The 26014-nt window shown below is 69.0% G+C and carries 19 protein-coding genes and 2 tRNA genes; 10 read left to right on the top strand and 11 right to left on the bottom strand.

What is annotated here, in order from left to right; genetic code table 11:
- Nucleotides 1-509: 509 nt before the first annotated feature.
- From AB0J06_RS13080 to AB0J06_RS13095, 4 genes are all read right to left on the bottom strand, one after another.
- The gene (locus AB0J06_RS13080; RefSeq protein ID WP_357427907.1) at nt 510-1448 is read right to left on the bottom strand and encodes an LCP family protein; all 939 of its coding nucleotides are present in this window, start codon (nt 1446-1448) and stop codon (nt 510-512) included.
- A gap of 421 nt (nt 1449-1869) precedes the next feature.
- The gene (locus AB0J06_RS13085; protein ID WP_357427909.1) at nt 1870-2073 is read right to left on the bottom strand and encodes a hypothetical protein; all 204 of its coding nucleotides are present in this window, start codon (nt 2071-2073) and stop codon (nt 1870-1872) included.
- Between the two features lie 180 nt (nt 2074-2253).
- On the bottom strand, nt 2254-2472 hold the full coding sequence (locus AB0J06_RS13090; RefSeq protein WP_357427911.1) for a hypothetical protein: 219 nt from the start codon (nt 2470-2472) through the stop codon (nt 2254-2256).
- A 312-nt stretch (nt 2473-2784) separates the two neighbouring features.
- A complete protein-coding gene (locus AB0J06_RS13095) occupies nt 2785-3117 on the bottom strand; it encodes a hypothetical protein (RefSeq protein WP_357427913.1) in 333 nt (110 codons plus the stop codon).
- Nucleotides 3118-3298: 181 nt separating this feature from the next.
- Between AB0J06_RS13095 and AB0J06_RS13100 the strand changes: the two genes are divergently transcribed.
- From AB0J06_RS13100 to AB0J06_RS13140, 9 genes are all read left to right on the top strand, one after another.
- The gene (locus AB0J06_RS13100; RefSeq protein WP_357427915.1) at nt 3299-3529 is read left to right on the top strand and encodes a winged helix-turn-helix domain-containing protein; all 231 of its coding nucleotides are present in this window, start codon (nt 3299-3301) and stop codon (nt 3527-3529) included.
- Nucleotides 3530-3727: 198 nt separating this feature from the next.
- Nucleotides 3728-3964: a GntR family transcriptional regulator gene (locus tag AB0J06_RS13105; RefSeq protein ID WP_357427917.1), complete on the top strand. Its 237-nt coding sequence runs from the start codon at nt 3728-3730 to the stop codon at nt 3962-3964.
- Nucleotides 3965-4575: 611 nt separating this feature from the next.
- Nucleotides 4576-5877: a helix-turn-helix transcriptional regulator gene (locus AB0J06_RS13110; protein WP_357427919.1), complete on the top strand. Its 1302-nt coding sequence runs from the start codon at nt 4576-4578 to the stop codon at nt 5875-5877.
- A gap of 339 nt (nt 5878-6216) precedes the next feature.
- Nucleotides 6217-6951, top strand: coding sequence for an NUDIX hydrolase (locus AB0J06_RS13115; RefSeq protein ID WP_357427921.1), 735 nt, complete (start codon nt 6217-6219; stop codon nt 6949-6951).
- Nucleotides 6948-8102, top strand: a complete 1155-nt coding sequence (locus AB0J06_RS13120) for a 5'-methylthioadenosine/S-adenosylhomocysteine nucleosidase (RefSeq protein WP_357427923.1) — start codon at nt 6948-6950, stop codon at nt 8100-8102. Before AB0J06_RS13115 ends, AB0J06_RS13120 begins: the two co-directional genes overlap by 4 nt.
- On the top strand, nt 8099-10087 hold the full coding sequence (locus tag AB0J06_RS13125; RefSeq protein WP_357427925.1) for a hypothetical protein: 1989 nt from the start codon (nt 8099-8101) through the stop codon (nt 10085-10087). The genes AB0J06_RS13120 and AB0J06_RS13125 overlap by 4 nt, the downstream gene beginning before the upstream one ends.
- Before the next feature lie 546 nt (nt 10088-10633).
- Nucleotides 10634-11083, top strand: coding sequence for an AraC family transcriptional regulator (locus AB0J06_RS13130; RefSeq protein ID WP_357427927.1), 450 nt, complete (start codon nt 10634-10636; stop codon nt 11081-11083).
- Between the two features lie 5 nt (nt 11084-11088).
- Complete coding sequence (locus AB0J06_RS13135) at nt 11089-11499, top strand: VOC family protein (RefSeq protein WP_357427929.1); 411 nt, start codon at nt 11089-11091, stop codon at nt 11497-11499.
- Nucleotides 11500-11780: 281 nt separating this feature from the next.
- On the top strand, nt 11781-14180 hold the full coding sequence (locus tag AB0J06_RS13140) for an excinuclease ABC subunit UvrA (RefSeq protein WP_357427931.1): 2400 nt from the start codon (nt 11781-11783) through the stop codon (nt 14178-14180).
- Between the two features lie 1278 nt (nt 14181-15458).
- Here AB0J06_RS13140 and AB0J06_RS13145 read toward each other — a convergent pair.
- From AB0J06_RS13145 to AB0J06_RS13155, 3 genes are all read right to left on the bottom strand, one after another.
- Nucleotides 15459-15535, bottom strand: a tRNA-Ile gene (locus AB0J06_RS13145).
- Between the two features lie 55 nt (nt 15536-15590).
- A complete protein-coding gene (locus tag AB0J06_RS13150) occupies nt 15591-17723 on the bottom strand; it encodes an MMPL family transporter (protein ID WP_357427933.1) in 2133 nt (710 codons plus the stop codon).
- A 168-nt stretch (nt 17724-17891) separates the two neighbouring features.
- A tRNA-Asn gene (locus AB0J06_RS13155) sits at nt 17892-17964 on the bottom strand.
- A gap of 254 nt (nt 17965-18218) precedes the next feature.
- Between AB0J06_RS13155 and AB0J06_RS13160 the strand changes: the two genes are divergently transcribed.
- Nucleotides 18219-18572, top strand: a complete 354-nt coding sequence (locus AB0J06_RS13160; protein WP_357427935.1) for a hypothetical protein — start codon at nt 18219-18221, stop codon at nt 18570-18572.
- Between the two features lie 65 nt (nt 18573-18637).
- Here the strand turns inward: AB0J06_RS13160 and AB0J06_RS13165 are convergent, their stop codons facing one another.
- The 4 genes from AB0J06_RS13165 to AB0J06_RS13180 all read right to left on the bottom strand — a co-directional run bounded on the left by AB0J06_RS13165 (nt 18638) and on the right by AB0J06_RS13180 (nt 26013).
- Nucleotides 18638-19645 (bottom strand): sugar phosphate isomerase/epimerase family protein, encoded by a 1008-nt coding sequence (locus tag AB0J06_RS13165; protein ID WP_357427937.1) that lies wholly within the window; start codon nt 19643-19645, stop codon nt 18638-18640.
- A gap of 566 nt (nt 19646-20211) precedes the next feature.
- The gene (locus AB0J06_RS13170) at nt 20212-21930 is read right to left on the bottom strand and encodes a ThuA domain-containing protein (RefSeq protein WP_357427939.1); all 1719 of its coding nucleotides are present in this window, start codon (nt 21928-21930) and stop codon (nt 20212-20214) included.
- A gap of 24 nt (nt 21931-21954) precedes the next feature.
- Complete coding sequence (locus tag AB0J06_RS13175) at nt 21955-24786, bottom strand: PQQ-dependent sugar dehydrogenase (protein ID WP_357427941.1); 2832 nt, start codon at nt 24784-24786, stop codon at nt 21955-21957.
- Between the two features lie 300 nt (nt 24787-25086).
- Nucleotides 25087-26013: a sulfotransferase gene (locus tag AB0J06_RS13180; protein WP_357427943.1), complete on the bottom strand. Its 927-nt coding sequence runs from the start codon at nt 26011-26013 to the stop codon at nt 25087-25089.
- Nucleotide 26014 lies beyond the last annotated feature (1 nt).

The raw sequence follows: 26014 nt of genomic DNA on the forward strand, positions 1-26014 counted from the left end.
GGTCGGGGCACCGATGCGATCGCGCCTCGCTGCCGTCGTCGGCCGCTTCGTCATCAAGCCGCCGAAAGGACTGACTATCCGTCTCATCGCCGCGGAGTTCGAACCCCGCGTCATCGCGCACTGCCGGCCAGCCCGACATCCCCGACCCCCCCTGTGACGCTGGCGCAGCACGTATCACGCGGCGACAGCGTCAGTAGAATAAGGTTCGGTTCCCGCGTTCGGATATGACGCAACGGGTAGATCTTGTAGCCGATTGTTGAAGATTTCGTGTCTGGTGATCCACATGTCCCGTCAAGCTGCGCCGCGCGCGCTTGGGGCGACCACCGCGTGAGCCTGTGTAGACCGAGGGCCCGCACAGAATGTAACCCAAATGGGTGAGCGACAGCCCGGTAATCCCAACGGGTGACGTAACGCAGGGTGGCCACCGGCCGCGCCTACGCGGACTCGGTGGCCACCCTGATGACGTTCTTTGCTACCGCATGCCGTGCCGGCGGGAACGCGCCCGTCTGCTACTTCGCGCCACTCAGGATTTCGGGGACGCCATCGCGACGGACGGCGTCATAGAAGGCCTTGGCCTTCTCGGTGTTCGCGAACACCACGCTCTCCGTGCCGACCATGCCGGTCCCCTTGGTCGGGCTCGTGACGAAGGTGAGATTGCCGCTGCGAAGATGGCGCATCTCGCCTGCCATGTCGACGATGGAAAGGGTTTCGTCCACGGACACGGCGTCGGCGGTCGCCTTGACGAACGCGTTCAGTTTCGTCGGGCTGCTGAGCAACCCGCCGGACGCGGCCTTGTCCAGGATCGCCTTGATCACCTGCTGCTGGTGGCGGATCCGCGCGAAATCCCCGTCCGCGAACGCGTAGCGCTCACGCGCGTAGTCCAGCGCGGCGGCCCCATCCATGACCTGCTTGCCCTTGACGAACTCGCGCCGGCCGTTCGCATTGAGCGAGTGGGTGGAGGTGAAGCTCTCGTCAACGTTGATCTCCACGCCGCCCAGCGCGTCAACGATCTCCTTGAAGCCGCCGAAGTCGACGATCGCCACGTGGTCGACGCGGACACCGGTGAACTTCTCCACCGCCTGGACCATCAGTGGGATCCCACCCCAGGCAAAGGCGGCGTTGATCTTGGCGTTTCTGCCGCCCTGGCCGTTCTTCGCGGTGGGCACATGCACCCAGGTGTCCCGCGGGATCGAGATCAACTGAGCGCTCGACCGGTCCTTCGGCAGGTGGGCCAGGATGATCGTGTCGGTGCGGGAGCCCGACTTGTTCTCCGGGTCTCGGGAGTCACTGCCCAGGATCAGGATGTTCTTGGCGTCCTGTGCCACCTTCACCGGCCGGGACTCCTCGGGCACCTCGTCGAAGGCGTCGACCCGTTCGATACCCGATTCCAGCGACCGGACATAAAGCCCCGCAGCGAGGAGACCACCGCCGCCGACCAGCGCCAACACCAGTAGGCTGATGAGGACGATCCGCCGTGCGCGACGACGCCGGGGAGCCTTCTTGTTGGTCGGTTCCCCGTCCGGGGTCATCTCGATGACGCGCGTGGCATCGTCTTCGGCGAACTGTGGTCGACGTGGCATGGCCCGATGCTACTGATTCGGATCACGGCATGCCCGCACCCTGGCCTGCACGCCGCGTCACAGTCGGGTGACAGCGCCCTCCATCAGCCCATGGCAGGAGCACGGTTACGAGCGGCCCTCGGAGCCGTGAAGCGGACGACGGCAAGGCGTCGCGCCGCTCGGGCCAGCACACCGGGCACCCGCAGGCCGCTGTCGGCAGGTGCGACCAGTTGCCCTGCCGCACCACGCCTTTGCACCTGGTGTGCGTCCGCTCGGGATGCGGCGTGCGACCTCGCAGGCAGCCAGACCGTCATGGCTCAACCAGCGCGCCGGGCAGGTCGCGGATGTCGGCGAGGAGCCACACCTCACCGACCGGCGTGCCATCGTCAGCCAACTGGAGCCCGGACAACTCCACGTAGTCCCCGAAGATCAGGGCGGCGTAGTGGACGTCCACGACGATCTCCGTCCGACGGCCCCACTGGTGCGGCAGCAGCCTGACGAGCGGCCCCGTCATCGCTGGCCACCGCCCGCCACCATTCGCTGCGCCCAGTCGAGCTGGTCGCGGCCATCCGGGCTGCACTGCCGGCACGTGCCCGGGGCCCACGATTCGCCGGGACGTGCGCGGTGCTGGTCGATGGTGCGGGTGGCAGCCCAGTGCACCCAGGCGGGTTGATCGACTCACCGTCCATCGCGGTCACGACCGACCACCGTCCGCCCGGTGCACCTGCGCGGGCGTCTCGGGCCCCACATAGGGGAATGACTCCGTGGGCGCAGCGCTCCAGTGGCTGCCTTTCCGTGCCTGGTAGAGCAGTCGCTGCCGGGCCACTTCGCGCTCGCGCGCCTGCTCCGCCGCGGCGGCGGCCAGGCGCTGCGCTGCCAGTCGGGCGCGTCGGCGACGCCAGGGAAGCAACACGGGGGTCACCACCCATGGTCTGCCTGATCGCCCGGCGCCCTCGCCCGCTCCCCCGCTCGGCGGAGCGCAGCATTGTGCGGAGCTTGTACTGGAGCGCCTTCGCCTGGCGAGGCGACAATGCGACCACACCCAGGTCGCCAGCCAGGATGATCGCCGGCACGCTGTATCGGACGTTGCGCGGTTGGACCATCTGCACCGTGACCGCAGCCTGACTCGCGTCACCGGAGTCAATCGTGACCATGCGGCCCCGGTGCGCGGTGTCAGTGCAGTGCTCCTGGCGGCACCACACCGGGTGGTGCCAGACCACGGCGGTCACCGGGGGCTGCGCTCGGCGAGCTGTCGGCCGCTGATCGACACCCCATGCGCATACGGCGGCAAGGACCGCCCGGCCTGGGGCTCGCCGGGATCGCGCTCGTAGAGAAGGCCGGTCGGGTCATCGGCGCGTGGCTGCGGGGCGACCACAGTGGCGGCGCCGGGGTCGCGGTAGTGGAACAGGATCAGGTCGATGTCAGCCTGGGTCAACTCGCGGTGGCGGGGCCACATGCCGAGCAGAACAGCGGCTTGCCGGGGCGTCGTCGCACCGAGCGCGTCAAGGGCGACGATCGCCGCTCTCACCACGGGCCGGGTCTCAGGGATGATGGTCACGGGCCGATCTCCTACGTCGGTCAAGGCCCCTGGCGAGCGGTAACGACGCGAGCCGGGGCCGCCTTCATGTCCATCAATGAACGTACCGTCCATGACCTGTACCCGTACAGACCTTGAACGGGTACAGGATTAATACCGGGCCGCAGACTGAACCCGTACAGCCCGGCTTACTCTCATGATCATGGCCCCGCTCGATCCGCGCCCGCTCTACGAGCAACTCGCCGACACTCTCGGCGAACAGATCGAGCACGGCGAGCTAGCACCGGGACAACTCATCCCCAGTGAGCCCTATCTGATGGGTACACACGGCGTCAGTCGCGGCACGGTGCGCGCAGCGATGCGACTGCTGCGAGATCGTGGGCTCATCGTCACCCTGCCGGGCAAGGGCTCGTTCGTCGCCGAGCGACCGTAGGACAGCAGCAAGCGGGTGCGAAGACCATCCGGGCTGCGACCGGTCGCTGGATCCGTGGTGAGGACCTGGTCGCCGAGGGCGACCTGCCTGATCGCCTTACGGGTGCCGTCAGCCGATCACCCTCCGCTTACTCGTGCATCGACGTCCATGGTCGCATCTGACGTTCTGCGTCGTTCATGTCAACTAGTGTCCGGTCTTATGATCGATCCACTCGGCCCGGTGCCGGTCTACCAGCAGCTCGCGGAGATCCTCGCGGGCCGGATCGAGCGTGGCGAGTTACAGGCCAACCGCCCCGTGCCCTCGGAGACGCAGCTACAGCAGGAGTTCGGCGTGGCCCGCGGGACCGCGCGACGTGCGATAGCGGTGCTACGCGAGCGGGGTTTGGTGTTCACCGTGGCAGCGCGAGGCACGTACGTCTCCGAGCGGGCACAGTGACGGGGCAACAGCATTCCGGACCGCAGTGCGGGCATGACCCCATCGGCCCGGTCCTTGTTAGGCCGCTCCGCATATTGGCGCACGACCTGCCGGGCCACCCAGAGCACTTCGCTGTCGCTGGGTCGACCGTCGTCGATCACCGCCACCACCTGCTCGTGACGACGACCAGGAACACGACGATGAGCAGCGCGTCCGGCCAGCCGGTACGAAGGAAGACGCGAATCACGGCCGGCGCCTTGGCCTACGCCCCGAGTCGTACTGGTTTAGCTGCCCGACCGTAAGCAGCGTCCCGCGCATCTCGGTCGGGCCGTTCCACCGGTTGTTCAGGGCGTGCTCGATGCGTCGCGCGCACGCCCGCTCGTACTCCCGGCGTTGAAACTCCGCAGCGGCGTCAAGGATCGCTTGCCGTGCGGCCCGACGCGCTCGACAACGCACCCACGGTAGCCACCGCCATTGTGGTCCTCGCGGCTGCGCCGACACGCGCCGCCCCACCCACGGCGACCACGACCAAAGCATTGACCACGTTCCCTTCCTGCACGACATTTCTGTAGCGTCACGGCTACGGATGGCGTGCGGGAGGCGTGACCTGATGCACGCGCAGGCTGGCAACAGTGGGCAACACCGGCGAAGAGGCGGCGGCGGTGTCGGAGACATTCGGCGAGGCAGTGCGCAGGTGGCGCGCGACGCGCGGCGACATGAGCCTGCGCGAGTTGGCACGCCGCGCGCACGTCGACCCCGGCCACCTGTCCCGCATCGAGACCGGCCGCCGACCGCCGGCCGCGAAGATCGCAGCGGCACTCGACCTCGCGCTCGACGCAGGCGGTGACCTCGTCGCCCGCCCGCGTCCCGAAGCGTGCATGCGATGGCCGCTCGACGGGGCCTGGCGACAACGCGACTCCGAAGCGCTCGCCGGGATGCTGCTCGCGGAAGCGCCTAACGCGGAAAACGCGGTGTGGCTCGCACACGAGTGGTTGATCACCGACCCACCACAGGTGTACGAGGTGCGCTCCGGTCGCCGGATCGACGATGCCACCGTGGAGCATGTCGAGCGCCGCGTACATCAGCTGCGGCTACTCGATGACCACGTCGGCGGCGTGAAAACGCACGAGATTGTGACCGCGGAGCTCGCCGTCACCGCCGGCCTGCTCCGCGAAGCGGCGTACACCGAACGGGTCGGGCGGCGTCTGCTCGTCGCCATCGGCGAGCTGTGCCAGCTGGCCGGCTACGTCGCCACGGACGCAGGGCGGTACGCCGAGGCCGAGCGCCTCTATCTCGCCGGCATGCGTGCGGCGCAGGCGGGTGGTGACGTTCCAGGTGCCGCCAACAACCTGTCGACGCTCGCCTACCAGGAGGCGAATGTCGGCGACCCACGGAAGGCGGTAACACTCGCCCGGTCCGCGTACTGCGGAGCGCGGGACGCGGCGAGCGCCACGACGCGCGCGCTCCTGCTCGAGCGCGTGGCCTGGGCTCACGCCCGCGCCGACGAATCCGAGCCGGCGGTAGGGGCACTCGACGCGGTCGAGAACGCATTCACGCACCGCCAGCCGGCCGATGATCCGGCCTGGGTGTACTGGCTATCCGCCGACGAGACAGCGGTCATGGCGGGGCGGGTGTGGACGCAGTTGCGCCGGCCACTGCGCGCGGTGCCAATCCTGGAGCGCGCGACCGCTGGATATGGCGAGGAGACCGGGCGCGAGACGTCGCTGTACCTAACGTGGCTTGCCGAGTCGCTGTTGCAGGCCGGCGAGGTCGATCGGGCGGCCGAAACAGCGATGCGGGCGCTTGACCTCGCGCGGGGAGCCGACTCCGTCCGGGCCGACGAGCGCGTGGACGCGCTGCGGCGGCTGTTCCGGCCCCACCTGGGCGTTCCGGCGGTCGACGACTTGGAGGAGCGGTACCGATCACATCACTGATGCGGCGACCGCAGGGTCGTGCCCAGATGCCTGCTGACTCCATGCACGACGCGGTACTCGCAGCCAGTTTCGGTGAGATTCGTTCCGATGGCGTCGGCCTGGCGAGATGCAACCGAGGTAGATGCCTACCCGCCGAGCTGGCCAGCAACCCGGATCAGGCAGTGCCGCCGGTCAGCGATCGGGTGTACGGACCCCGCGTATACCTTGACCGCACAATCAAGCCGTACCCCAGCACAGAAGCTCCGCCCCTTACCTGTGTTCACCAATCACAGGATCTTGCTGAAAGCCGACACCCGCCTGGACTTCCTGTCAGGGTGACAATAAGGCTACGGTTCATGCATGTCCGACGATGGTTGGGTTCCTCCCACCGTGCTCCTCGCGGTGGATCTCGTCATCCTCACCTTGCGCGGCTCCCGCCTCCAGGTGCTGCTCGTGGAGCGCGGCGTCGAACCATGCCGGGGCGCCCTGGCGCTCCCAGGCGGCTTCCTAAACCACGCAGAGGAGGACCTACTAACGGCAGCCCACCGGGAGTTGTCCGAGGAGGCTGGACTGGCGATCGGCGACCTGCACCTCGAACAGCTGGGCGTGTACGGCACGCCGGGGCGCGACCCCCGGGGACGCGTCATCTCCGTGGCTTACCTGGCGATCGCGCCCCGCCTACCCGAGCCGATCGCCGGCACCGACGCCTCCGACGCGTCCTGGATCACCGCCGACCTTGCGATGTCGGGACAAGCCCGACTCGCCTTCGATCATCAGCGAATCGTCGCGGACGGCGTCGAGCGCGCTCGCGCGAAGCTAGAGCACTCCGCGCTGGCGACCGCGTTCTGCGGCCCGACGTTCACCATCTCCGAGCTGCAGGATGTGTACGAGGCGGTCTGGGGCGTCCGGCTCGATCCCCGGAACTTCTACCGCAAGGTCCAGAGCGTCGACGGCTTCATCGTCCCCGCCGGCTCGACGAGGAAGACCGAGAGCGGACGTCCCGCGCGGCTATTTCAACCAGGCCCGAGTAAAGCGCTGAATCCCCCGATGACCCGACCGACCGATTCAACAGAAAAGGAGGCGGCAGAAGCATGAGCCGTGACCTTGTCGTGATTCTCACGGCGCTGAACCTAGAGTACGAGGCGGTCCGGAAGAGATTGACCGACCTGCGAATCCACCGGCATCCCGCCGGCACGCGCTTCGAGGTCGGCCGGCTCGGCAGGAACGGATGTCGGGTGGCGCTGGGCCTGGTGGGCAAGGGCAACCATCCCTCCGCGGTGCTGGCCGAACGTGCCATGGCCGAGTTCTCCCCCACCGCGGTGCTCTTCGTGGGTGTCGCCGGCGCATTGTGGCCGAGTGTCCAACTCGGGGACGTGGTGGTCGCCTCCCAGATCTACGCCTATCACGGCGGCACGAGTGAAGACGACGGCCACAAGGCTCGGCCGAGAGCATGGGAGATTTCGCACGGCGCAGCCCAGATTGCCCAGCACCTGGCCCGCAGCGGCGAATGGAGTCAGGGGCTTGCCGAGGGCGTAGCACCGAGGGTCCGCTTCGGCCCGATCGCCGCCGGTGAGGTCGTGCAGGACTCGGCCGTCTCAGAGCAAGCGCGGTGGGTGCGGCAGCACTACAACGACGCACTGGCGATCGAGATGGAGGCCGCCGGGGTCGCGCAGGCGGGCCATCTGAACCGGGCTCTGCCGGTGGTCGTGGTGCGGGGCATTAGTGACCGCGCCGACGGCACCAAGACAGCCACCGACGGAGTGGACTGGCAGCCACGAGCGGTCGCGAACGCGGCCGCCTTCGCTACGGCTCTCGCGCAGGAACTGGTCGCCGACGCCGCAGTCGACCAACCATGGACGGATGGAAAGGGCGGGCGGGCGCAGATGCGCATGACGAACAGGAACATCGCCACCGGCAACGCAAGAGTGGGGGTTCAGGCCGGACATGTCTACGGCGACATCACGGTCGGCTCCGAACCGGAACGACCGACCGACCTCGCGGCGGGGATCGCAGATCTTCGGGACATGCTCAAGCAGGCTCATCGGGACGGCCATCTGGACGAGGCCACCTATGCGGCGGCGGAGACGGAGTTGGACGTCGCGAATGACTGCGTCAGGAAGGAGACACCACAGAGCAGCAGCACTCTGGTGGTGACTCTCAAGAGACTGCGCGGTCTGGTGGCCGACGTCGCGGAGTTGGCCGCGAGACTGGCCGCGCTCATAGCCATCGCCAAAGGACTGTCGTGACCGCGCAGACCATGACCAACGTCGCGCAGGGCGAGGCGCATGTTGGAGTGCAGGCACAGGCGATCCACGGCGACGTCTACTACCAACTGTCGCGGGAGGCCTCGCCCGAAGACACGTTCCGCATTGGTGTGAAGTATCTGGATTCCCAGATGCCGGCTCAAGCGCAGGAGCACATCGAGAACGCCGTGGCTCGGGGGTACGAGAGCGACGAGGTCCAGTTTCACCGGCTGCTCGCCTTGTTGAGCGGACGGACACTGCGGCAGTTGGGGAATGAAGACTTCAATCATCTCTCGTCCATCTGCGGTGGCATCTCCCGCGTCGACGGCGGCGACGACTGGACGGCGGGTCTGCGGGCGGTGCTCCGGCTGCTCGACTCCCTGCACACCCCCGAAACCGAGCTGGTCGTCAAGGAACTCGACGCGCTTCCACCGACGCAGCGCGACAAGATCTTGAAGCATCTCGGGGTGCTGCGGGAAGGTCCGCTGGAGGACCAGATGTGGCGTCTCGCCGTCGAGCGGGCCAAGGCGGGGCAACTGGCCGACGACAGAGCGGACCGGGTGTGGAAGTTCTTCCACCCCTCCCCGGCCCACCCTCGGGTCCGTCCCGTCCACCCGGACTCGACGTCCATGAGCGACCGGTTGCGCGCCGTGATCGGGACTGGGGTGTTTGTGCTCGCCGCCGGCAACATTGGGTGGTTGTTACTGCAGCGCGCTCAACTGTCCCCGGCGCTCGGGTACCTCGTTTCCGCCGTCGGAGCGGCCGCCTTCATCGTCGGTGGGATGGACCGGAACTTCCGACGGGAACGGCTACGGGCGATGGAGTCGAGGGTCATCCCGCGACAGCGCAGGCAGGAAGCCGCGGCTGGAGGGTTCGCGGGCGAGGTCGACCGGCTCTTCGACAAATACTTCGCGCGATACGTCCCGGGCGGGACGAACCGTTCCTACTGGCTGGCCCAGACCGCCGGCATCCGCAGCCACCTGCGCGACGAGTTGGTCGAGATCTACCGCGAGCAGAGGCTCGACAACCCCGAGAAGATCGCGTGGCTCGTCCGCTACCTGGTGGGTGACGTCCGGCACCGGTGGGAGAACGACACCCTGACGGCGTACCGGGACGAGCTGCGCATGCCGTTTTCGACAACGGCGCTGTACACGGCCGGGATAACCGCCGTGAGCGCAGGGACTCTCTGGATGACACCTGCCGCCTTGCTGACCGCACCGCTCGGCGGCACGGTGTCGGTGCTGCTCGCCGTGGCCTCCGCTGGCATCGCCGCGCGGGCCTGGTTCCGCATCACGACTGAGCGGCGGCGGGTAAAAACCGACGCGGCCGAGCGAGATCAACAGTTGATGGCGCGGTTGGCGGCGTTTGACCGTTGGCGGAAAAAGCTTTCCCGCAAACCGTCCGACGCGGAGATGGCATTTTGGCTGGAGTGCGACCGCAAAATCCTCGTCGATGACGCCATGCGGCAGTACCGGCTCCGGCCCAGTCAGGTGATCGCACACGCCTTCATCGAAGCCCCCGCCACATCGTGCAGACGCGCCCGCGTGTCACACGGACCGTGGCGCTACTCGAAGTACCGTCTGCTGCTCTTCCTCTTGACCGAGGACGGGGTACGACAGGTCAACATTGACCTCGACTTCGAGGAAGGCGTGTCCTGCGGGACCCAACGGTTGAACTACCGCTTCGACGCCGTTGCCGCTGTCCGGATCGACGGGGTGGCAACGCAGCGACAGACGTTCGAGCTGACGCTGGTCAACGGTGATCCGATCAGCGTCCGCGTGACCGAGTCGATCGCTGACGGGATCCAGCCGGACGAGGATGCGCGGACACTTTCCCAGATCGCGCTCGACGCGTCCGGTCTCATCCACACCCTCAGCACGCTGGAGGGGATCGCAGCTGAGGGAAAGGAATGGATCAGGCACCAGCACCGACGGGCCGACAAACGGCTCGCTGACCTGACGGCAACCGTCCACGACCTGATCGATTGACACTGCGGTCGACGGGTTGACGAAGAGCATGACCGCGGCTGCAGAGCCGGCGAAGACGCCGCCCGCCGGTAGCCACGAGCGGCGCGGAGATCCCGCTTTCGGTTTAGCTGGTGCGCCTAACGTGGCACAACTCGAACTGTTCGGTGTTCGTCGAGAGCCGGGAGATCGCGATCGGTCCTGCGGGAATCCGACGCCTTTCGTCGGAAATTGCGCAGGGCAAGCGCGCTGGCGGTAATGCCTGAATCAGCTCCAGCTCAACGTGTCGACTCGGCCGGGTGCTGACCGAGTTGCGGTCGACGTGGTTGGAACCGGCGAAGCAGACGTGCAGGTTCCGGATAAGCAAGAGAGCGACTCGACGACTGGTGCAGGTCGAGCAAGAGGAGCTCAGGGTGCGACGGCAGGGACGGCAGATGTCTGGCAAGCGACGACCGGAGGTGCTCTTGGACCAGGCGCGGCAGGAGGATGCAGCTCATCGAATGGCTCACCGACCGGTAGCGGGGCGTGTTCAACAGGGTCGAATAGGCGCGACGTGGCACGATTTCGCAGGTGACCAGCAGACCCGCCGCAGCGCAGCACCTACGCGACCTCGCCCGGCTGCGCCGCGTCCGCGACCGGATCGACCGGGAGTACGCGCAGCCGCTGGACGTCGAGGCGCTCGCCCGCGGCGTGCACATGTCGGCCGGGCACCTCAGCCGCGAGTTCCGGCTCGCCTACGGCGAGTCGCCGTACGCCTATCTGATGACGCGGCGCATCGAGCGCGCGATGGCGCTGCTGCGTGGTGGCGACCTCGGCGTCACGGAGGTCTGCTTCGCGGTCGGCTGCTCGTCGCTGGGCACCTTCAGCACTCGCTTCGCGGAGCTGGTCGGCGTGCCGCCCAGCGTCTACCGGCGCCAGGCGGCGCACGCGACGGCGGGGATGCCGCCGTGCGTCGCGAAGCAGGTGACCAGACCGATCAGGAATCGAGAAGCGCGCGCCCCCGAGCCGCAACTAGCGTGACCAGCATGGACATCACCATTCACTCGAGCTTCCTCCCGCACACCGACCCGGACGCCTCCCTGGCCTTCTATCGCGACGCTCTCGGCTTCGAGGTCCGCAACGACGTCGGATACAAGGGGATGCGCTGGATCACGGTCGGCCCTGGCGACCAGCCCGACACGTCCATCGTCCTGCACCCGCCGGCCGCCAACCCCGGCATCACCGACGACGAGCGCGGCACCATCCTCGAGCTGATGGCCAAGGGCAGCTACTTCGGCGTCAACCTGGCCACCGCCGACCTCGACGGCACCTTCGCGACGCTGGAGGCCACCGGCGCCGAGGTCGTCCAGGAGCCGACCGAGCAGCCGTACGGCGTCCGCGACTGCGCCTTCCGCGACCCCGCGGGCAACATGATCCGCATCCAGGAGCTGCGCTGAGCTGCCGGCGATCGCAGCCATGAACGGCACAGACCGCACCGTAAAGGCGAGCTGATGTGTGACGGCCGCTGGTTGGTCTGACACCCCGGCCGGGCGCGCCGCGTGGCCGAGGCCACAGGGGCTGCACGGGCCGAAGCGGCGTGGATACCTTGGTTCTTGCGCCGAGCGCGACCCTGACCAGCGGCAGCCGGCCGCGTGTCGCGCGCTCGAAGCTGGTCAGATCAAGCCAGGCGACGCCGACGGAGACCGCAAGGCTGCCCCGCCTCAAAGATGGAGACACGATGAGCAAGGCCAAGAGGACGGATGTCGAGTCGCCTGCGCCGCACGTTGCCGACCGCCACGATCTGATCCGCGTGCAGGGCGCGCGCGTGAACAACCTCAAGGACGTGAGCGTCGAGCTCCCGAAGCGGCGGCTGACGGTGTTCACCGGCGTCTCCGGCTCGGGCAAGAGCTCCCTGGTGTTCGGCACCATCGCCGCGGAGTCGCAGCGGCTGATCAACGAGACCTACAGCACCTTCGTGCAGGGCTTCATGCCGACGCTGGCGCGGCCCGAGGTCGACGTGCTCGACGGGCTGACGACCGCGATCATCGTCGACCAGCAGCGGATGGGCTCCGACGTCCGCTCCACCGTCGGCACCGCCACCGACGCCAACGCGATGCTGCGCATCCTCTTCAGCCGGCTCGGGCAGCCGCACATCGGCTCGCCCCAGGCGTTCTCCTTCAACGTCGCCTCGATCAGTGGAGCGGGTGCGGTCACCCTGGAGCGCGCCGGACGGACCATGAAGGAGCGTCGCAGCTTCAGCATCACCGGCGGAATGTGTCCGCGCTGCGAAGGCCGGGGCACGGTCTCCGACATCGATCTCACCCAGCTCTACGACGACTCCAAGTCGCTCGCCGAGGGCGCGTTCACCATCCCCGGCTGGAAGTCGGACAGCTTCTGGACGGTGCGGGTCTACGCCGAGTCAGGCTTCGTCGACCCGAACAAGCCGATCCGCAAGTACACCAAGAAGGAGCTCAACGACTTCCTCTACAAGGATCCGGTCAAGGTGAAGGTCGACGGCGTCAACCTCACCTACGAGGGGTTGATCCCCAAGATCCAGAAGTCGTTCCTGTCCAAGGACAAGGAAGCGTTGCAGCCGCACATCCGGGCGTTCGTGGACCGGGCGGTCACCTTCACCACGTGTCCCGAGTGCGACGGCACCCGGCTCAGCGAGGCGGCCCGGTCCTCGAAGATCAAGGGGATCAACATCGCCGACGCCTGCGCGATGCAGATCAGCGACCTGGCCGAATGGGTCCGCGGCCTCGGCGAGCCGTCGGTGGCGCCATTGCTCACCAAGCTGCTGCAGACCCTCGACTCGTTCGTGGAGATCGGGCTGGGCTACCTCTCGCTCGACCGGCCGTCGGGGACGCTGTCGGGCGGCGAGGCGCAGCGCGTCAAGATGATCCGCCACCTCGGTTCCTCGCTCACCGACACGACCTACGTCTTCGACGAGCCCACCATCGGCCTGCACCCGCACGACATCCAGCGGATGAACGACCTGCTGCTGCGGCTACGCGACAAGGGCAACACGGTGCTCGTCGTCGAGCACAAGCCGGAGACGATCGCGATCGCCGACCACGTCGTCGACCTCGGCCCCGGCGCCGGCACGGCGGGCGGCACCATCTGCTTCGAGGGCACCGTCGAGAAGCTGCGGGCGAGCGGCACCATCACCGGCCGCCATCTCGACGACCGGGCCGCCCTCAAGGAGACGGTGCGGACGTCCACCGGCACGCTGGAGATCCGCGGCGCCACCCGCCACAACCTGCGGGACGTCGACGTCGACATCCCGCTCGGCGTCCTCTGCGTCGTCACCGGCGTCGCCGGCTCCGGCAAGAGTTCGCTGATCCACGGCTCCATCCCCGCCTCCGCGGGCGTCGTGTCGGTCGACCAGGCACCCATCCGCGGCTCGCGACGCAGCAACCCGGCGACGTACACGGGGCTGCTCGACCCGATCCGCAAGGCGTTCGCGAAGGCCAACGGCGTGAAGCCGGCACTGTTCAGCGCCAACTCCGAGGGCGCCTGCCCCACCTGCAACGGCGCCGGCGTCATCTACACCGACCTGGCGATGATGGCCGGCGTCGCCACCACCTGCGAGGAGTGCGAGGGGAAGCGGTTCGACGCGTCGGTGCTGGAATACCACCTCGGCGGCCGGGACATCAGCGAGGTGCTCGCGATGTCGGTGACCGAGGCCGGGGAATTCTTCGGCGCCGGCGAGGCGCGCACACCGGCCGCCCACGCCATCCTCGACCGGCTCGCCGACGTCGGGCTCGGCTACCTCAGCCTCGGCCAACCGCTCACCACGTTGTCCGGCGGCGAGCGGCAGCGGCTCAAGCTGGCCACCCACATGGGCGAGAAGGGCGGCGTCTACATCCTCGACGAGCCGACCACCGGCCTGCACCTCGCCGACGTCGAGCAGCTGCTCGGCCTGCTCGACCGGCTCGTCGACTCCGGCAAGTCGGTCATCGTCGTCGAGCACCACCAGGCGGTCATGGCGCACGCCGACTGGATCATCGACCTCGGCCCCGGCGCCGGCCACGACGGCGGCCGGATCGTCTTCGAGGGCACACCCGCCGACCTCGTCGCCGCCCGCTCCACCCTCACCGGCGAGCACCTCGCGGCCTACGTCGGCACAAGCGATTGAGGCGAGAGGAGCGAAAGCTCGCTTTCGCTCCCGAGCCGATTGAGCTTGTGAGAGGCGCCGAAGGCGCCGAACACCTGACCGAGGCCCTCGCGGACGGGTCGCCGGTCGGTGCCGCTCCCCCGCTTCCCGGTCGAGCCGATGGCCGCGCAAATCGCCGGCCCGGCCAGTGACGAGCTGATGTTCACGCCTCCGGGTGGCGAGGTGCTGCGCAACAACAACGCCCGCTCGGGCATGCCCGAGCGGGCGTAGGGCCCGGCTCTTGACGCGCTTCGTCCGATTCGCCGTCACCATTGCTGACCAGGGCGTTTGTGGTGGGCCGGAGGTACCACCACGCGAACCGCACCGCCACCATCGCCGGCGACCCACAGGCGCTCGTCGACACCAGGATCGGCGCAGCCCGCCAGGTCGGCGGCGAAGCGCCGCTGGCTCTGCGGCCGGAAGACCCGTCCTGGTTCAAGGTGGTCATGCCTCCGACCGCAAGATCTGCGGCAGAGCGTGAACACCGATGTACGCCGGCAGCGGGCGCCGAGGGAGCGCCGCAGCCGGCCGTGGCCTGCGACTTCTTCGATCCTGCACCCCTCCGTTTCGGTATCCGTTTCGAGTGGGGCGGGCGGGACTCGAACCCGCGACCGAGGGATTATGAGATCAAGACGGGCGAGCCGGCGGCCTGCGCAAGTGGGCTCCTACCAGCGAAAACATCTCTCGACGTCTCTCACCAATCCCCCACCATCCGTCGACCTCTTGCGGACTGGATGCGGACCGCGCTGCTGCCAAGACGGCCGGACTAGCCTCGACCTGGTTGCCGACCGGGGCCCCCGGGTAGAGGCAGATCTATGGACCCCCGAAACTTGTTCCAAATGCTGTTGGGCGTCGGCGGTTTGGTCCTTGCCAGCTACGGTGTTCGTCTCCTGCTGACTGGCCGCATGTCGCCCTTTGTCCGGAGAAGGTGGAGGCGGCCAGTCGATGCAGCGATGTGGTTCCTCTGCAGTGGGCTCGCCTTCTTGTTACTCGCAGTGGGGTACCTCGGAGGTCTCATCGGCGCGTTCGGACCCCCAACAACGTGGACGCTTGCGGGCCTGGCGCTCGTGTTCCTCACACTCGGTCTCGTCAGATATCGGCCACGTGACAGCAGACGTGGCGGATCCTCGGACATGACTTAGCCACACACGGCTGGGCCTCAAAGCCATCTGCGGACTCAGTGCGGACTGACGGCCTCGGGCCGGACCTCGACGCGGTTCGTCCGGGTCCCCGGCAGCATGCCTGACCAGTGGTATTACGTGGTGGGGCGGGCGGGACTCGAACCCGCGACCGAGGGATTATGAGTCCCCTGCTCTAACCGGCTGAGCTACCGCCCCCCTGCCAGCGCCGGGATCTTATCCCGATGGCAGCTACCCGGGCCACCACCTCGCGTTACTCCTGGCCCCCTTTTTGGCCCCCCTCGTCGATCGCCGGGGTGTGAGCCAGGCGGCTGGGCCACCACACACGCGCGCCGATGTCGTGGACGAGGGCCGGCACGAGCAGGGAGCGGACCACGATGGTGTCGAGCAGGACGCCGAGCGCGACGGCGACGCCCAGCTCGACCAGGAACACCAGCGGCAGGACGGCGAGCGTCGAGAAGGTCGCGGCGAGCACGACCCCCGCGGAGGTGATCACGCCGCCGGTGGCGACCAGGCCGGAGAGGACGCCCCGGCGGGTGCCCTGCTTGAGCGACTCCTCGCGGACCCGGCTCATCAGGAAGATGTTGTAGTCGATGCCGAGCGCGACGAGGAAGACGAACGCGAAGAGCGGGAACGAGGCGTCCACGCCGGCGAAGTCGAAGACGTGCCGGAACAGCAGCGCGCAGAGGCCCAGGGTGGCGCCGAACGACAGCACGACGGTGGCGATCAGCAGCAGTGGGGCGAGCAGCGAGCGGAGCAGCAGGGCCAGGATCAGCGCGACGACGGCGAGGATCACCGGGATGATGACGTTGCGGTCGCGGTTCGACGCGTCCGCGGTGTCGACGTTGATCGCGGTGGTGCCCCCGACGAGGGCGTTGGCTCCGGGCACGGCGTGGACGGCGACGCGCAGCTGCCGTACGGTCTGCTCCGCTTCGGGGGTGTCTCCGGGCGCGGCGAGCGTCGCGAGCAGCTCGACCCGGCCGTCGACGACCTTGGGCGGGCCGGCGGCACCGGGGGCGCCGGCAGCGGGTCCTTCGGCGGCGGTGAGCGGCCGCACCTGGGCCACCCCCGGCACGGCCTTGGCGGACGCGGTGACCTGGTCGGCGGCGCCGGCGGCGGTGATGATCGTGGCCGGGCTGCCCGTTCCGGCGGGATAGTGCCGGGTGATCGCCTCCTGCCCGGCCACCGAATCCGTCTTCTTCGTGAAGACGTCGGACTGCCCGAGCGCGGTGCTGTCGAGCTGGGTCAGGCCGATCGCCATGGCGCCCAGCAGCACGGTGGTGCCGATCCAGACCGGTCGGGCCCGGCGCGACACGAGGTCGGCGACGCGCTGCCAGAGTCCGCCGGTCTGTTCGGCGGTGCCGTCGGCTCGCGGCGCGCGCGGCCAGAACGCCCAGCGGCCGCCGACGAGCAGCAGCGCGGGCAGGAAGGTGAGCATGACGACGAGGGTGGCGCCGATGCCAACGGCGGAGACCGGGCCGAGGGCGCGGTTGGAGTTGAGGCTGGAGAGCAGCAGGCAGAGCAGGCTCGCGATCACCGTGCCGGCCGAGGCGATGATGGCGGGCGCGGCGCCGCGCCACGCGGCCTTCATGGCGTCGACCGTACGGTCGTGGCGTGCCAACTCCTCCCGGTAGCGGGCGATCAGCAGCAGGGCGTAGTCGGTGCCGGCCCCGAAAACGAGGACGGTGAGGATTCCCTGTGCCTGGCCGTTGAGGACGATCACATCGGCGTCGGCGAGGAGGTAGACGACGAACGCCGCGACGGCGTACGACATCGCGGCGGAGAGCAGCGGGATGATCCAGAGCACCGGGCTGCGGTAGACGATCAGCAGAATCACGAGCACGACCGTGGCGGTGACCAGCAGAAGCGTGACGTCGATGTTCTTGAAGACCTCGACCAGGTCGGCGAGGAAACCGGCCGGGCCGGTCACGTGGACGGCCAGGCCGGGGATGGTCCGTGCGGTGATCTCGCGGAGCCGATCGACGGTGGGTCCGAGCTCGTCGCCGAGTGCCTCGTCGAGCGGCACGATGACCTGCAGGGCTCGGCCGTCCTGGCTCGGGATGGGCGGCGGCAGCGGTCCCACGACCCCGGGGACCCGGCCGATCTGGGCGAGGTCGCGCACCGCCCGTTCCCGGTCGTCGGGGGTGATCCCCGAGCCGCGCTCGTAGATCACGATGGCCGGGGTCGTCGGCCGCTCGACGAAGCGGGCGGCCTCGGTCTGCGCGCGGGTGGCTTCGGCGTCGGCGGGCAGGAAGGAGAGTTGGTCGTTGGTCGAGACCTCGCCGAGCTTTCCGGCGTACGGGCCGACCGCCCCACCGATGAGCAGCCAGCCGATGACGACCGCGATCGCGGTCAGCAGCGCGCTGCGGATGCGGATACCGGCCATGGAACGCCACCTCAAATCGACGCAGACAACGACGCAACTTGCAGTCTAGGAGCGTGGACCAACACCCGGCCCACCGGGCGACCGCTCGCCCCGGGAGGGCGAGGGAGATACAAAAACGCCCGCCAGCAGTGCCGGCGGGCGGAGATGCGCAGGGGATGAGAAGAAGAGCTCCCCCGATTGGACTCGAACCAATAACCTGCCGGTTAACAGCCGGCTGCTCTGCCAATTGAGCTACAGGGGATCGCTTGTCGGCTCCGGATCTCTCCGGCACCGTGCGACGGCATAAGAGTACAGGACGTCCGGGGGTGCTGCGCTACAGGGTTCTGGCCGACACGCCGCACGGCGATACCGGGGCAAACCGCCAAGGTGACCCCGATCGCGCATGACCAGGGAGGAGGATGGGTAGGTACCGCAGGACAGACGACGCAGGCGCGACAGGGTGGGTAACCGGACGAATCCGGGACACTATACGCGTCAGGTACGGAAGGAGCCGCCATGCGCGGAAAGCTTTTGTTCCTCGGCGGGATGGCAGCGGGCTTCGTTCTCGGCGCCCGCGCCGGCCGGGAGAAGTACGAAGAGCTCGTTGTCAGCGCCCGCAAGGTGCTGGACCACCCGACGGTGCAGGAAGCCGCCGGAGTTGCCCAGGCCCAGGCGAACCGCCTCTACGAAGAGGGCAAGGACAAGCTCGGCCAGACGCGGCTCGGCGAGAAGCTGGGCTACGACTCGAGCCACGACAGCACGTTCGCCGGATCGGGCGCGGCGGCCCGATCGGGTTCGACCGGGACGGCCACCGCGGCGCTGCCGAAGCCGAGTGGCCCCGCCAGCAACACCAACGGCACCACTGTCTGACCCGGGGTTGGGGTAACGAGGGCCGGTCGCGGGGGCGACCGGCCCTCACCGTGTCACGCGGGCCGTCAGTCCTTGCTCGCGAAGGCGGCGTCGAAGGCGGCCGCGGGCGCGTCGAAGGCGAGACGCCGGACGAACCGCAGGGCCTCCGGGGCTCCCACCAGCCGGTCCATGCCCGCGTCCTCCCACTCGATCGAGATCGGACCGTCGTACCCGATCGCGTTCAACGCCCGGAAGCAGTCCTCCCACGGCACGTCACCGTGCCCCGTGGAGACGAAGTCCCAGCCGCGCCGCAGATCGGCCCAGGGCAGGTGGGACGCGAGCCGTCCCCGCCGCCCGTCGCCGGTGCGCACCTTCGCGTCCTTGCAGTCCACGTGGTAGATCCGGTCGGCGAAGTCGAAGATGAAGTTCACCGGATCCAACTCCTGCCACACGAAGTGTGACGGGTCCCAGTTGAGGCCGAAGGCGGGCCGGTGGCCGATCGCCTCCAGCGTCCGCTTCGTCGTCCAGTAGTCGTACGCGATCTCGCTGGGGTGCACCTCGTGGGCGAAGCGGACGCCGACCTCGTCGAAGACGTCGAGGATCGGGTTCCAGCGGGCCGCGAAGTCCTCGTACCCTTTCTCGATCATCGACGGCGGCACCGGCGGGAACATCGCGAGGGTGTGCCAGATCGAGGAGCCGGTGAAGCCGATGACGGTCTTCACTCCGAGCTTCGCCGCCGCCCGGGCGGTGTCCTTCATTTCCGTCGCGGCCCGCTGCCGCACCCCCTCCGGCTCCCCGTCACCCCAGATCCGCGCCGGCAGGATGCCCTGGTGCCGCTCGTCAATCGGGTGGTCGCAGACCGCCTGCCCGACGAGGTGGTTGGAGATCGCGAAGACCTCCAGGTTGTGCTTGGCGAGCGTCTCGCGCTTGCGGTCGACGTAGGAGTCGTCCGCCAGCGCCTTGTCGACCTCGAAGTGGTCGCCCCAGCAGGCGAGCTCCAGGCCGTCGTAGCCCCACTCGGAGGCGAGCCGGCACATCTCCTCGAACGGAAGGTCGGCCCACTGGCCGGTGAAGAGCGTGATGGGTCGGGCCATTGTCCTTCTCCCCTGTCGGTTACCCGGGATTCGCGACGGACGCCGCGCAGGCGACGTCCGGTGGACAGGCGCGAGGGAGACCGGTCCGGTGGCCGGTGGCCGGCGTACGCAGGCAGCGCCCCGGCCCGGGACGGCGTGTGCCGAGGCACCGTGCCGGGTGGGTTGCGCCTCCCACCCGGAGCACCGACCGCGTCCGGGGACTGCCAACGCCCACCTTATGCGGGGCGCGGGGAGGTTAGGAAGGGCCCGCGGAAGGCGGGACGCCCCCCATCACGCTCGGTGACCCCCGCTCTACCGGGGTGCCCGGGTGCGCCCGACCTTTGCTCTGCTTCCCTATCGGAAACACCCTGCGGAGCCGCGGAGACGGGTCTCGCTCGGGGCGGGGCCGGGGGAAGCGGCTCGCCCTGCGTGACTGTCTCCTGTGGGGAAGCAGAGCAAAGGCTGGGGGCGGGCATACGCCAGTGGGAGCCGGATGGCCGGCGCGGTCGGTTCCGCGCCGGCGCACCCGGTCCGCGGACCGTCGCGGACAGGAGTCAGGCAGGGTCACCAGCCCCGGCCAGACACGGTCAGGGCAGGATCCACTTCTGGTTGGCGGCGCCGCCGACGCAGGTCCAGAGATGCACCGGCGTGCCGTCCGCGGAGTTGTTGCCCGAAACGTCGAGACACTTGCCCGACTGCGGATTACGCACGGTGCCGTCGGCCTGCGCCGCCCAGTTCTGCGCGCCGCTGCCGTTGCAACTCCACAACTGGATCTTCGTGCCGTCGGCGCTGCCGCCACCCGACACGTCCAGACACTTGCCCAACGCCTTCACCGTGCTCCCCGACGTTACTGCCCAGGTCTGCGCGGCCGTGCCGTTGCAGCCGTAGAGCTGGATCTGGGTGCCGTCGGCCGTTCCGGAGCTCCGCACGTCGAGACACTTCCCGGCCAGCCCCTTGATCGGCCCGGTGCCGCCGGTCGGCGGGGGCTGCGTACCGCCCAGTTCCTTGATCCGGACGTTGCGGAACGCGACGTCGTCGCCCGTGCCGTGGTTCTGGATGCCGATGTGGCCGGCGAGCGACCGAACCGGGTCGGTGTTGGTGAAGTCGTTGATCTTCACGCCGTTGAGGAAGATCTGAAGCCGCTCCCCCTCGACCAGCAGTTCATAGGTGTTCCACTCCCCCGGCGGATTGAGCGCCGCGTCCCGGGCGGCGATGTCGGCGGACTTGAACGTGTAGACCGCGCCGGTGGTGCGGTCGGCCGCGTCCGTCGCGTCGATCTGGATCTCGTACCCGTTGTTCACCGCCGACCACGGATCGCTCGACGGCGGGAACCCGATGAAGATGCCCGAGTTGTCGTCGCCCGGCATCTTCCAGTCCAGCTTCAGCGAGTACGAGGTGAACTGCTTGGCACTGTGCCAGAACAGCCCCATCCCGCCGACCGAGGTCAGGGTGGCGTCCGAGTTGCTGAAGCTGCCCGGCCCGGCCTGCGACCAGCCGCTCGTCGAGCCGTTGTAGAGGGTCGTGTAACCGGTCTCCGGGCGGCAGTCGGCCTTCGTGCGCCCGGCGGCGTAGCGGATGCCGCCGAGCAGGTGGGACCGGAACGCGGGCTCCGCGTACGACGCCTGGGTGTGGCCACCGCCCGTGTAGAAGGAGCGGCCGCCCGCGTACGACTTGCACCAGACGTGCGGGTGGTCGGCGCCCATGCCCCCGCCCGAGTACGACGACTCGTCGAGGGTCGCCAGCACCCGCGCGCTCGAGCGGGCATTGGTCTGGTAGTTGTACCACTCGTCGGTGCGGGTCCAGGTCTGCGGCAGGTGGGCGGTGGCCGCGTGCGCGCGGTTCTCGACCTTCACGTTGGCCTGCTGAATCGCCGGATGGGAGGCGAAGTAGGCGCCGACGAGATCGCCGTAGAAGGACCAGCCGTATTCGGTGTCCGCGGCGGAGTGCACCCCGACGTAGCCGCCACCGGCGCGGATGTAGGACTCGAAGGCGGCCTCCTGGGTCGCGTTCAGCACGTCTCCGGTGGTGTTGAGGAAGACGACCGCCTCGTACCGGCCCAGGTTGGCGGTGGTGAAGGTGGCCGAGTCCTCGGTGGCGGTGACGGTGAAGTTGTTGGCCGCGCCGAGGTCGCGGATGGTCTGGGTGCCGACGGCGATCGAATCGTGCCGGAACCCGGCGGTCTTGGAGAAGACCAGGACGTCGTACGCCGCGTCGGCGGCGCTGGCCGGGCCGGCCGGCGTGGTGCAGGCGAGGACGGCGAGCGTGGCGGTGGCCATCCCCAGGACTGATCTGGCGAGTCTTCGCATGGTCGATCTCTCCCTAGAGGGGGGTTACGGCAGGGTCCACTTCTGGTTGGCGGCCGCGGTGCAGGTCCAGAGATGCACCGGCGTGCCGTCCGCGGAGTTGTTGCCCGAGACATCCAGACACTTGCCCGACTGCGGATTACGGACCGTGCCGTCGGCCTGCGCCGCCCAGTTCTGCGCGCCGCTGCCGTTGCAACTCCACAACTGGATCTTCGTGCCGTCGGCGCTGCCGCCACCCGACACGTCCAGACACTTGCCCAACGCCTTCACCGTGCTCCCCGGCGCCACCGTCCACGTCTGCGCGGCCGTGCCGTTGCACCCGTAGAGCTGGATCTGGGTGCCGTCGGCGGTGGCGGAGTTGCTGACGTCGAGGCACTTGCCCGCCAGCCCCTTGATCGGCCCGGTCCCGCCGCCACCACCCGAACCGCCCGTCGTGAAGGTGAACGAGTCGAGGTCGTAGAGGGCTCCGGTGCCGGCTCCGGCGAACGTCAGGTAGAGCGTCGTGGTGGCCGTCGGCGCGCCGGTGACGGTGCCGGACACCGTGGTGAACGTGTCCCAGCCGCCGGTCACCGGGACCGTCGCCGAGCCCAGCACCGTGCCGGTCGGTGAACCGGCCCGCACCTGCAGGGTGCCGCCGGCCCCCGCCGAGGAGACCCGGGCGGTGAACGACGTGACGTTGCCGAGCCGGTACGGCTCGAACGCGATCCAGTCGCCGTTGTTGATGTCGCCAACCGTCTTGCCACCCTCGGCCGGGGTCTTGTCGAACGTGCTGATCCCCGACGAGGTCTTGAAGTGCTCGGCCTGGCGGTGCTTGGGCTGCAGGCTCTGCTGGGTGTGCGTGGTCAGGCCGCCGTTGTCGGTGTACTCGGCGTCGAAGATGGCGAAGATGTTCGCCGCGTCGTCGTGCTCACCGTCGACCGGGATCGTGATCGAGCCGGAGCAGCCGGTCTTCGAGGTGATCTGGTGGCCGTGGCTGTCGTGTCCCAGCACGTACGTCATCTTGACCCGGGCGCAGTCGATCGCGCCGTCCTCCGGGTCGGTCACCGTGATCTGGTAGGGCACGGTGTCGCCGAAGGCGAAGAGCTGCCCGTTGCCCGGCGACTGGACGGTAACGGTCGGCGCGGAGTTGCCGACCGAGATGCGCACGCTGGAGCTGCCGGTGGCGCCGGCCGGGTCCCGTACGGTCAGCGTCGCCGTGTAGGTGCCGTTGGCCGTGTAGGTCTTCGACGGGTTGGCGGCGGTGGAACTGGTGCCGTCGCCGAAGTTCCAGGAGTAGGTCAACGCCCCGCCCTCGGGGTCCGAGGAGCCGGCCGACGAGAAGGCGACGGTGAGCGGCGCCGGGCCGGAGGTGCGGTTGGCGCTGGCGACCGCGGTCGGCGCGCGGTTGCCGCCGCCGATGTACTCGAAGCGGTAGAGCGCCGAGTTGGCGTCGCCGTTGAAGTAGCCGGTGCCGTAGTCGAGCAGGTAGTAGGCGCCGTCGGGTCCGAAGGCGGAGTCCATCACCTGCTTGCCGACCCAGGGAAAGCTCTCGATCGCGCCCGGCGACCCGTCGCCGTTGACGTGGATCGGCTTGATCCAGCCCCGACCGAACTCGGTGGCGAAGAACTGCCCGTCGAAGCCCTGCGGGAACTTCACCGGCGAGTTGAGCGCCGCGTTGTAGCGGTAGACCGGGCCGGCCATCGGCGACTCGGAGCCGCCACCGAACTCCGGCGGGGAGCCGGCGTCACCGGCGTACCGGATCCAGGCCGCGCGGGCCGCGGGCAGCGTGCCCTGCCCGGTGTTGCGGAACGAGTTGTTCGTCGGGCCCCCGGTGCAGTTGTACTTGGCGCCGGAGGGGCCGTTTGGGAAGGTCCACTCGTTGTAGGTCTCGGTCGCGCTGTTGCTGCCGGTGCAGTACGGCCAGCCGTAGTTGCCGGGCGAGGTGATCCGGTTGAATTCGACCTGCCCGCTGGGGCCCCGGTTGGCGGCGGTCGAGCCCGCGTCCGGCCCGTAGTCGCCGACGTAGACGATCCCGGTCGCCTTGTCGACGCTCATCCGGAACGGGTTGCGGAAGCCCATCGCGTAGATCTCCGGCCGCGTGTTGGCGGTGCCGGGCGCGAAGAGGTTGCCGCCCGGGATCGCGTACGTCCCGTTGGCGTTCACCTTGATCCGGAGGATCTTGCCGCGCAGGTCGTTGGTGTTGCCGGCGCTGCGCTGGGCGTCGTACGCCGGATTGCGGTCGGTGCGCTCGTCGATCGGCGAGTAGCCGGCGGAGTCGAACGGGTTGCTGTCGTCGCCGGTCGACAGGTAGAGGTTGCCGGCCGCGTCGAAGTCGATGTCACCGCCGACGTGGCAGCACATCCCCCGGTCCGCCGGGACGTCGAGGACGGTGACCTGGCTGCCCATGTTGACGGTGTGGTCGGCGTTGAGGGTGAACCGGGCGAGCCGGTTGACCCCCTGCCACGTCGCCCAGTTGCCGCCGGCGGCCGGGGCGTCCCCGGCGGGGGTGGCCAGCGGCGGGGCGTAGTAGAGGTAGATCTGGCGGTTGCTGGCGAAGTTGGGGTCCACGCCGACGCCCTGCAGCCCCTCCTCGTCGTGGGTGTAGACGGGGAGGGTGCCGATCACCGAGGTGACGCCGTTGACGTCGGTGCGGCGCAGCGTGCCGTTGCGCGCGGTGTGCAGCACCGAGCGGTCCGGCAGGACCGCCAGCGACATGGGCTCGCCCATCTCGGCGACGCCGCGGGCGAGTTCGATCTGCTGGAAGTCTGCGGGGTTGATGGGGTGGGCCGCGGCCGGCGGTGACCCGCTCAGCACGGTGAGGGCGGAGGCGGTGACGAGCACCAGTGCGGCGCCCGCCGCCCGCCCACGTGGTATGGACATGGCTGTGCATCCCTTCCTGACTGGTTGTGGTCAGGCAGGGCGCGCGCCGCCGCGCCAGATGCCGTCACGGGGACAGCGGCCCGACGGGGTGCCACGACCGTCAGGACGCCGGTGGTTGCCGGCCCGGTGTCGACTCCGGCCCGTCATCCACATGCGACGGTGGCCGCGCCATCGGCCGCCGTCGTAACAACCCAGGAGTTGTGAACGACACACTAATAGGGACAGCTAGATACGTCTATATCTTTCGCGCGCTTACTTCTAGCTTTCGCTGGATCGGACAAAAGTTGCGGGCGACGGGCGCTAACGCCGCGCGTCGGTCACCGGATAGCCCCACTCGCCGAGCGGCTTGCTGAGCACCCGCTCGACGGCGGCGACCTGCCCCGCCGTGAGCTCCTCGCGGTAGGCCTCACCCCGGCCGGGATGGAACGCGTACCGGCCGAACCCCTTCTCGAACGCCGGCGACCAGTCCAGGCCGAGGAAGTCGAGCATCCGGCCGAGCTCCTCCCGGGGCGCGGCGATCAGGTCCTCGTACCGGACGTCGAGCCACTGCCCGGCCGGGTGCGCCGCCCGCGCCTCGACGAAGGCCGCCATCAGCATCTTCCAGCCCAGCGCGGCGAGCACCGGGAACGAGTGCCCCGCCTCCTCCCACTCGCGGCGCAACTCGACCGGGAGCGACCCGAGGAACCAGCTGTCCGGCCCGCGCCACCCGTCCCACCAGCCCATCTGCAGCCACGAGTTGGCGACCGCCCGCCCGTCCCGCACCACGTTGACGACCCGCAGGTCGGGATAGGCGGCGCGCAGGAACCCGGTGCGCGGCCAGCCGGTCACGTGCTGCAGCAGCATCCGGCAGCCCTGCCGCTCGATCCGCCCGTCGAAGAAGCCGCGCAGCCGCCGCGCGATGTGCGGGCTGAGATCGTCGGCGAGCAGATCGCGGCACGGCCGGGAGAAGCCGCCCATGACGTGCCGGTCGAGGAGGCGGTACGCCTCCGAGGGCGCCACCCGCAGCCGCCCCCGCTCGATCAGCCGCCGGCTGTGCCGCAGCGAGGTCATCCCCGCCGGGCGGGGAGCAGAACGGCGATAGAGCGCGCCGTTGAAGCGCCCTGTCAGGTTGAGCCGGGGCAGCTTGTCGTCCAGGCCGGAGACGAAACCGACCGCGGGATGCCGGGAGAGCAGCTCCTGCACCAGCGTCGAGCCGCACCGGCCGGTGCCGACCACCACTGACAACATG

The sequence above is a fragment of the Micromonospora sp. NPDC049679 genome, assembly GCF_040659735.1.
Lineage (GTDB): Bacteria > Actinomycetota > Actinomycetes > Mycobacteriales > Micromonosporaceae > Micromonospora_I.

Coding starts and splice junctions, on each gene's coding strand:
- AB0J06_RS13085 (WP_357427909.1), bottom strand. CDS start 2,073: ATGACGGGGCCGCTCGTCAGGCTGCTGCCGCACCAGTGGGGCCGTCGG.
- AB0J06_RS13100 (WP_357427915.1), top strand. CDS start 3,299: ATGGCCCCGCTCGATCCGCGCCCGCTCTACGAGCAACTCGCCGACACT.
- AB0J06_RS13105 (WP_357427917.1), top strand. CDS start 3,728: ATGATCGATCCACTCGGCCCGGTGCCGGTCTACCAGCAGCTCGCGGAG.
- AB0J06_RS13115 (WP_357427921.1), top strand. CDS start 6,217: ATGTCCGACGATGGTTGGGTTCCTCCCACCGTGCTCCTCGCGGTGGAT.
- AB0J06_RS13120 (WP_357427923.1), top strand. CDS start 6,948: ATGAGCCGTGACCTTGTCGTGATTCTCACGGCGCTGAACCTAGAGTAC.
- AB0J06_RS13135 (WP_357427929.1), top strand. CDS start 11,089: ATGGACATCACCATTCACTCGAGCTTCCTCCCGCACACCGACCCGGAC.
- AB0J06_RS13140 (WP_357427931.1), top strand. CDS start 11,781: ATGAGCAAGGCCAAGAGGACGGATGTCGAGTCGCCTGCGCCGCACGTT.
- AB0J06_RS13150 (WP_357427933.1), bottom strand. CDS start 17,723: ATGGCCGGTATCCGCATCCGCAGCGCGCTGCTGACCGCGATCGCGGTC.
- AB0J06_RS13160 (WP_357427935.1), top strand. CDS start 18,219: ATGCGCGGAAAGCTTTTGTTCCTCGGCGGGATGGCAGCGGGCTTCGTT.
- AB0J06_RS13165 (WP_357427937.1), bottom strand. CDS start 19,645: ATGGCCCGACCCATCACGCTCTTCACCGGCCAGTGGGCCGACCTTCCG.
- AB0J06_RS13170 (WP_357427939.1), bottom strand. CDS start 21,930: ATGCGAAGACTCGCCAGATCAGTCCTGGGGATGGCCACCGCCACGCTC.
- AB0J06_RS13175 (WP_357427941.1), bottom strand. CDS start 24,786: ATGTCCATACCACGTGGGCGGGCGGCGGGCGCCGCACTGGTGCTCGTC.
- AB0J06_RS13180 (WP_357427943.1), bottom strand. CDS start 26,013: ATGTTGTCAGTGGTGGTCGGCACCGGCCGGTGCGGCTCGACGCTGGTG.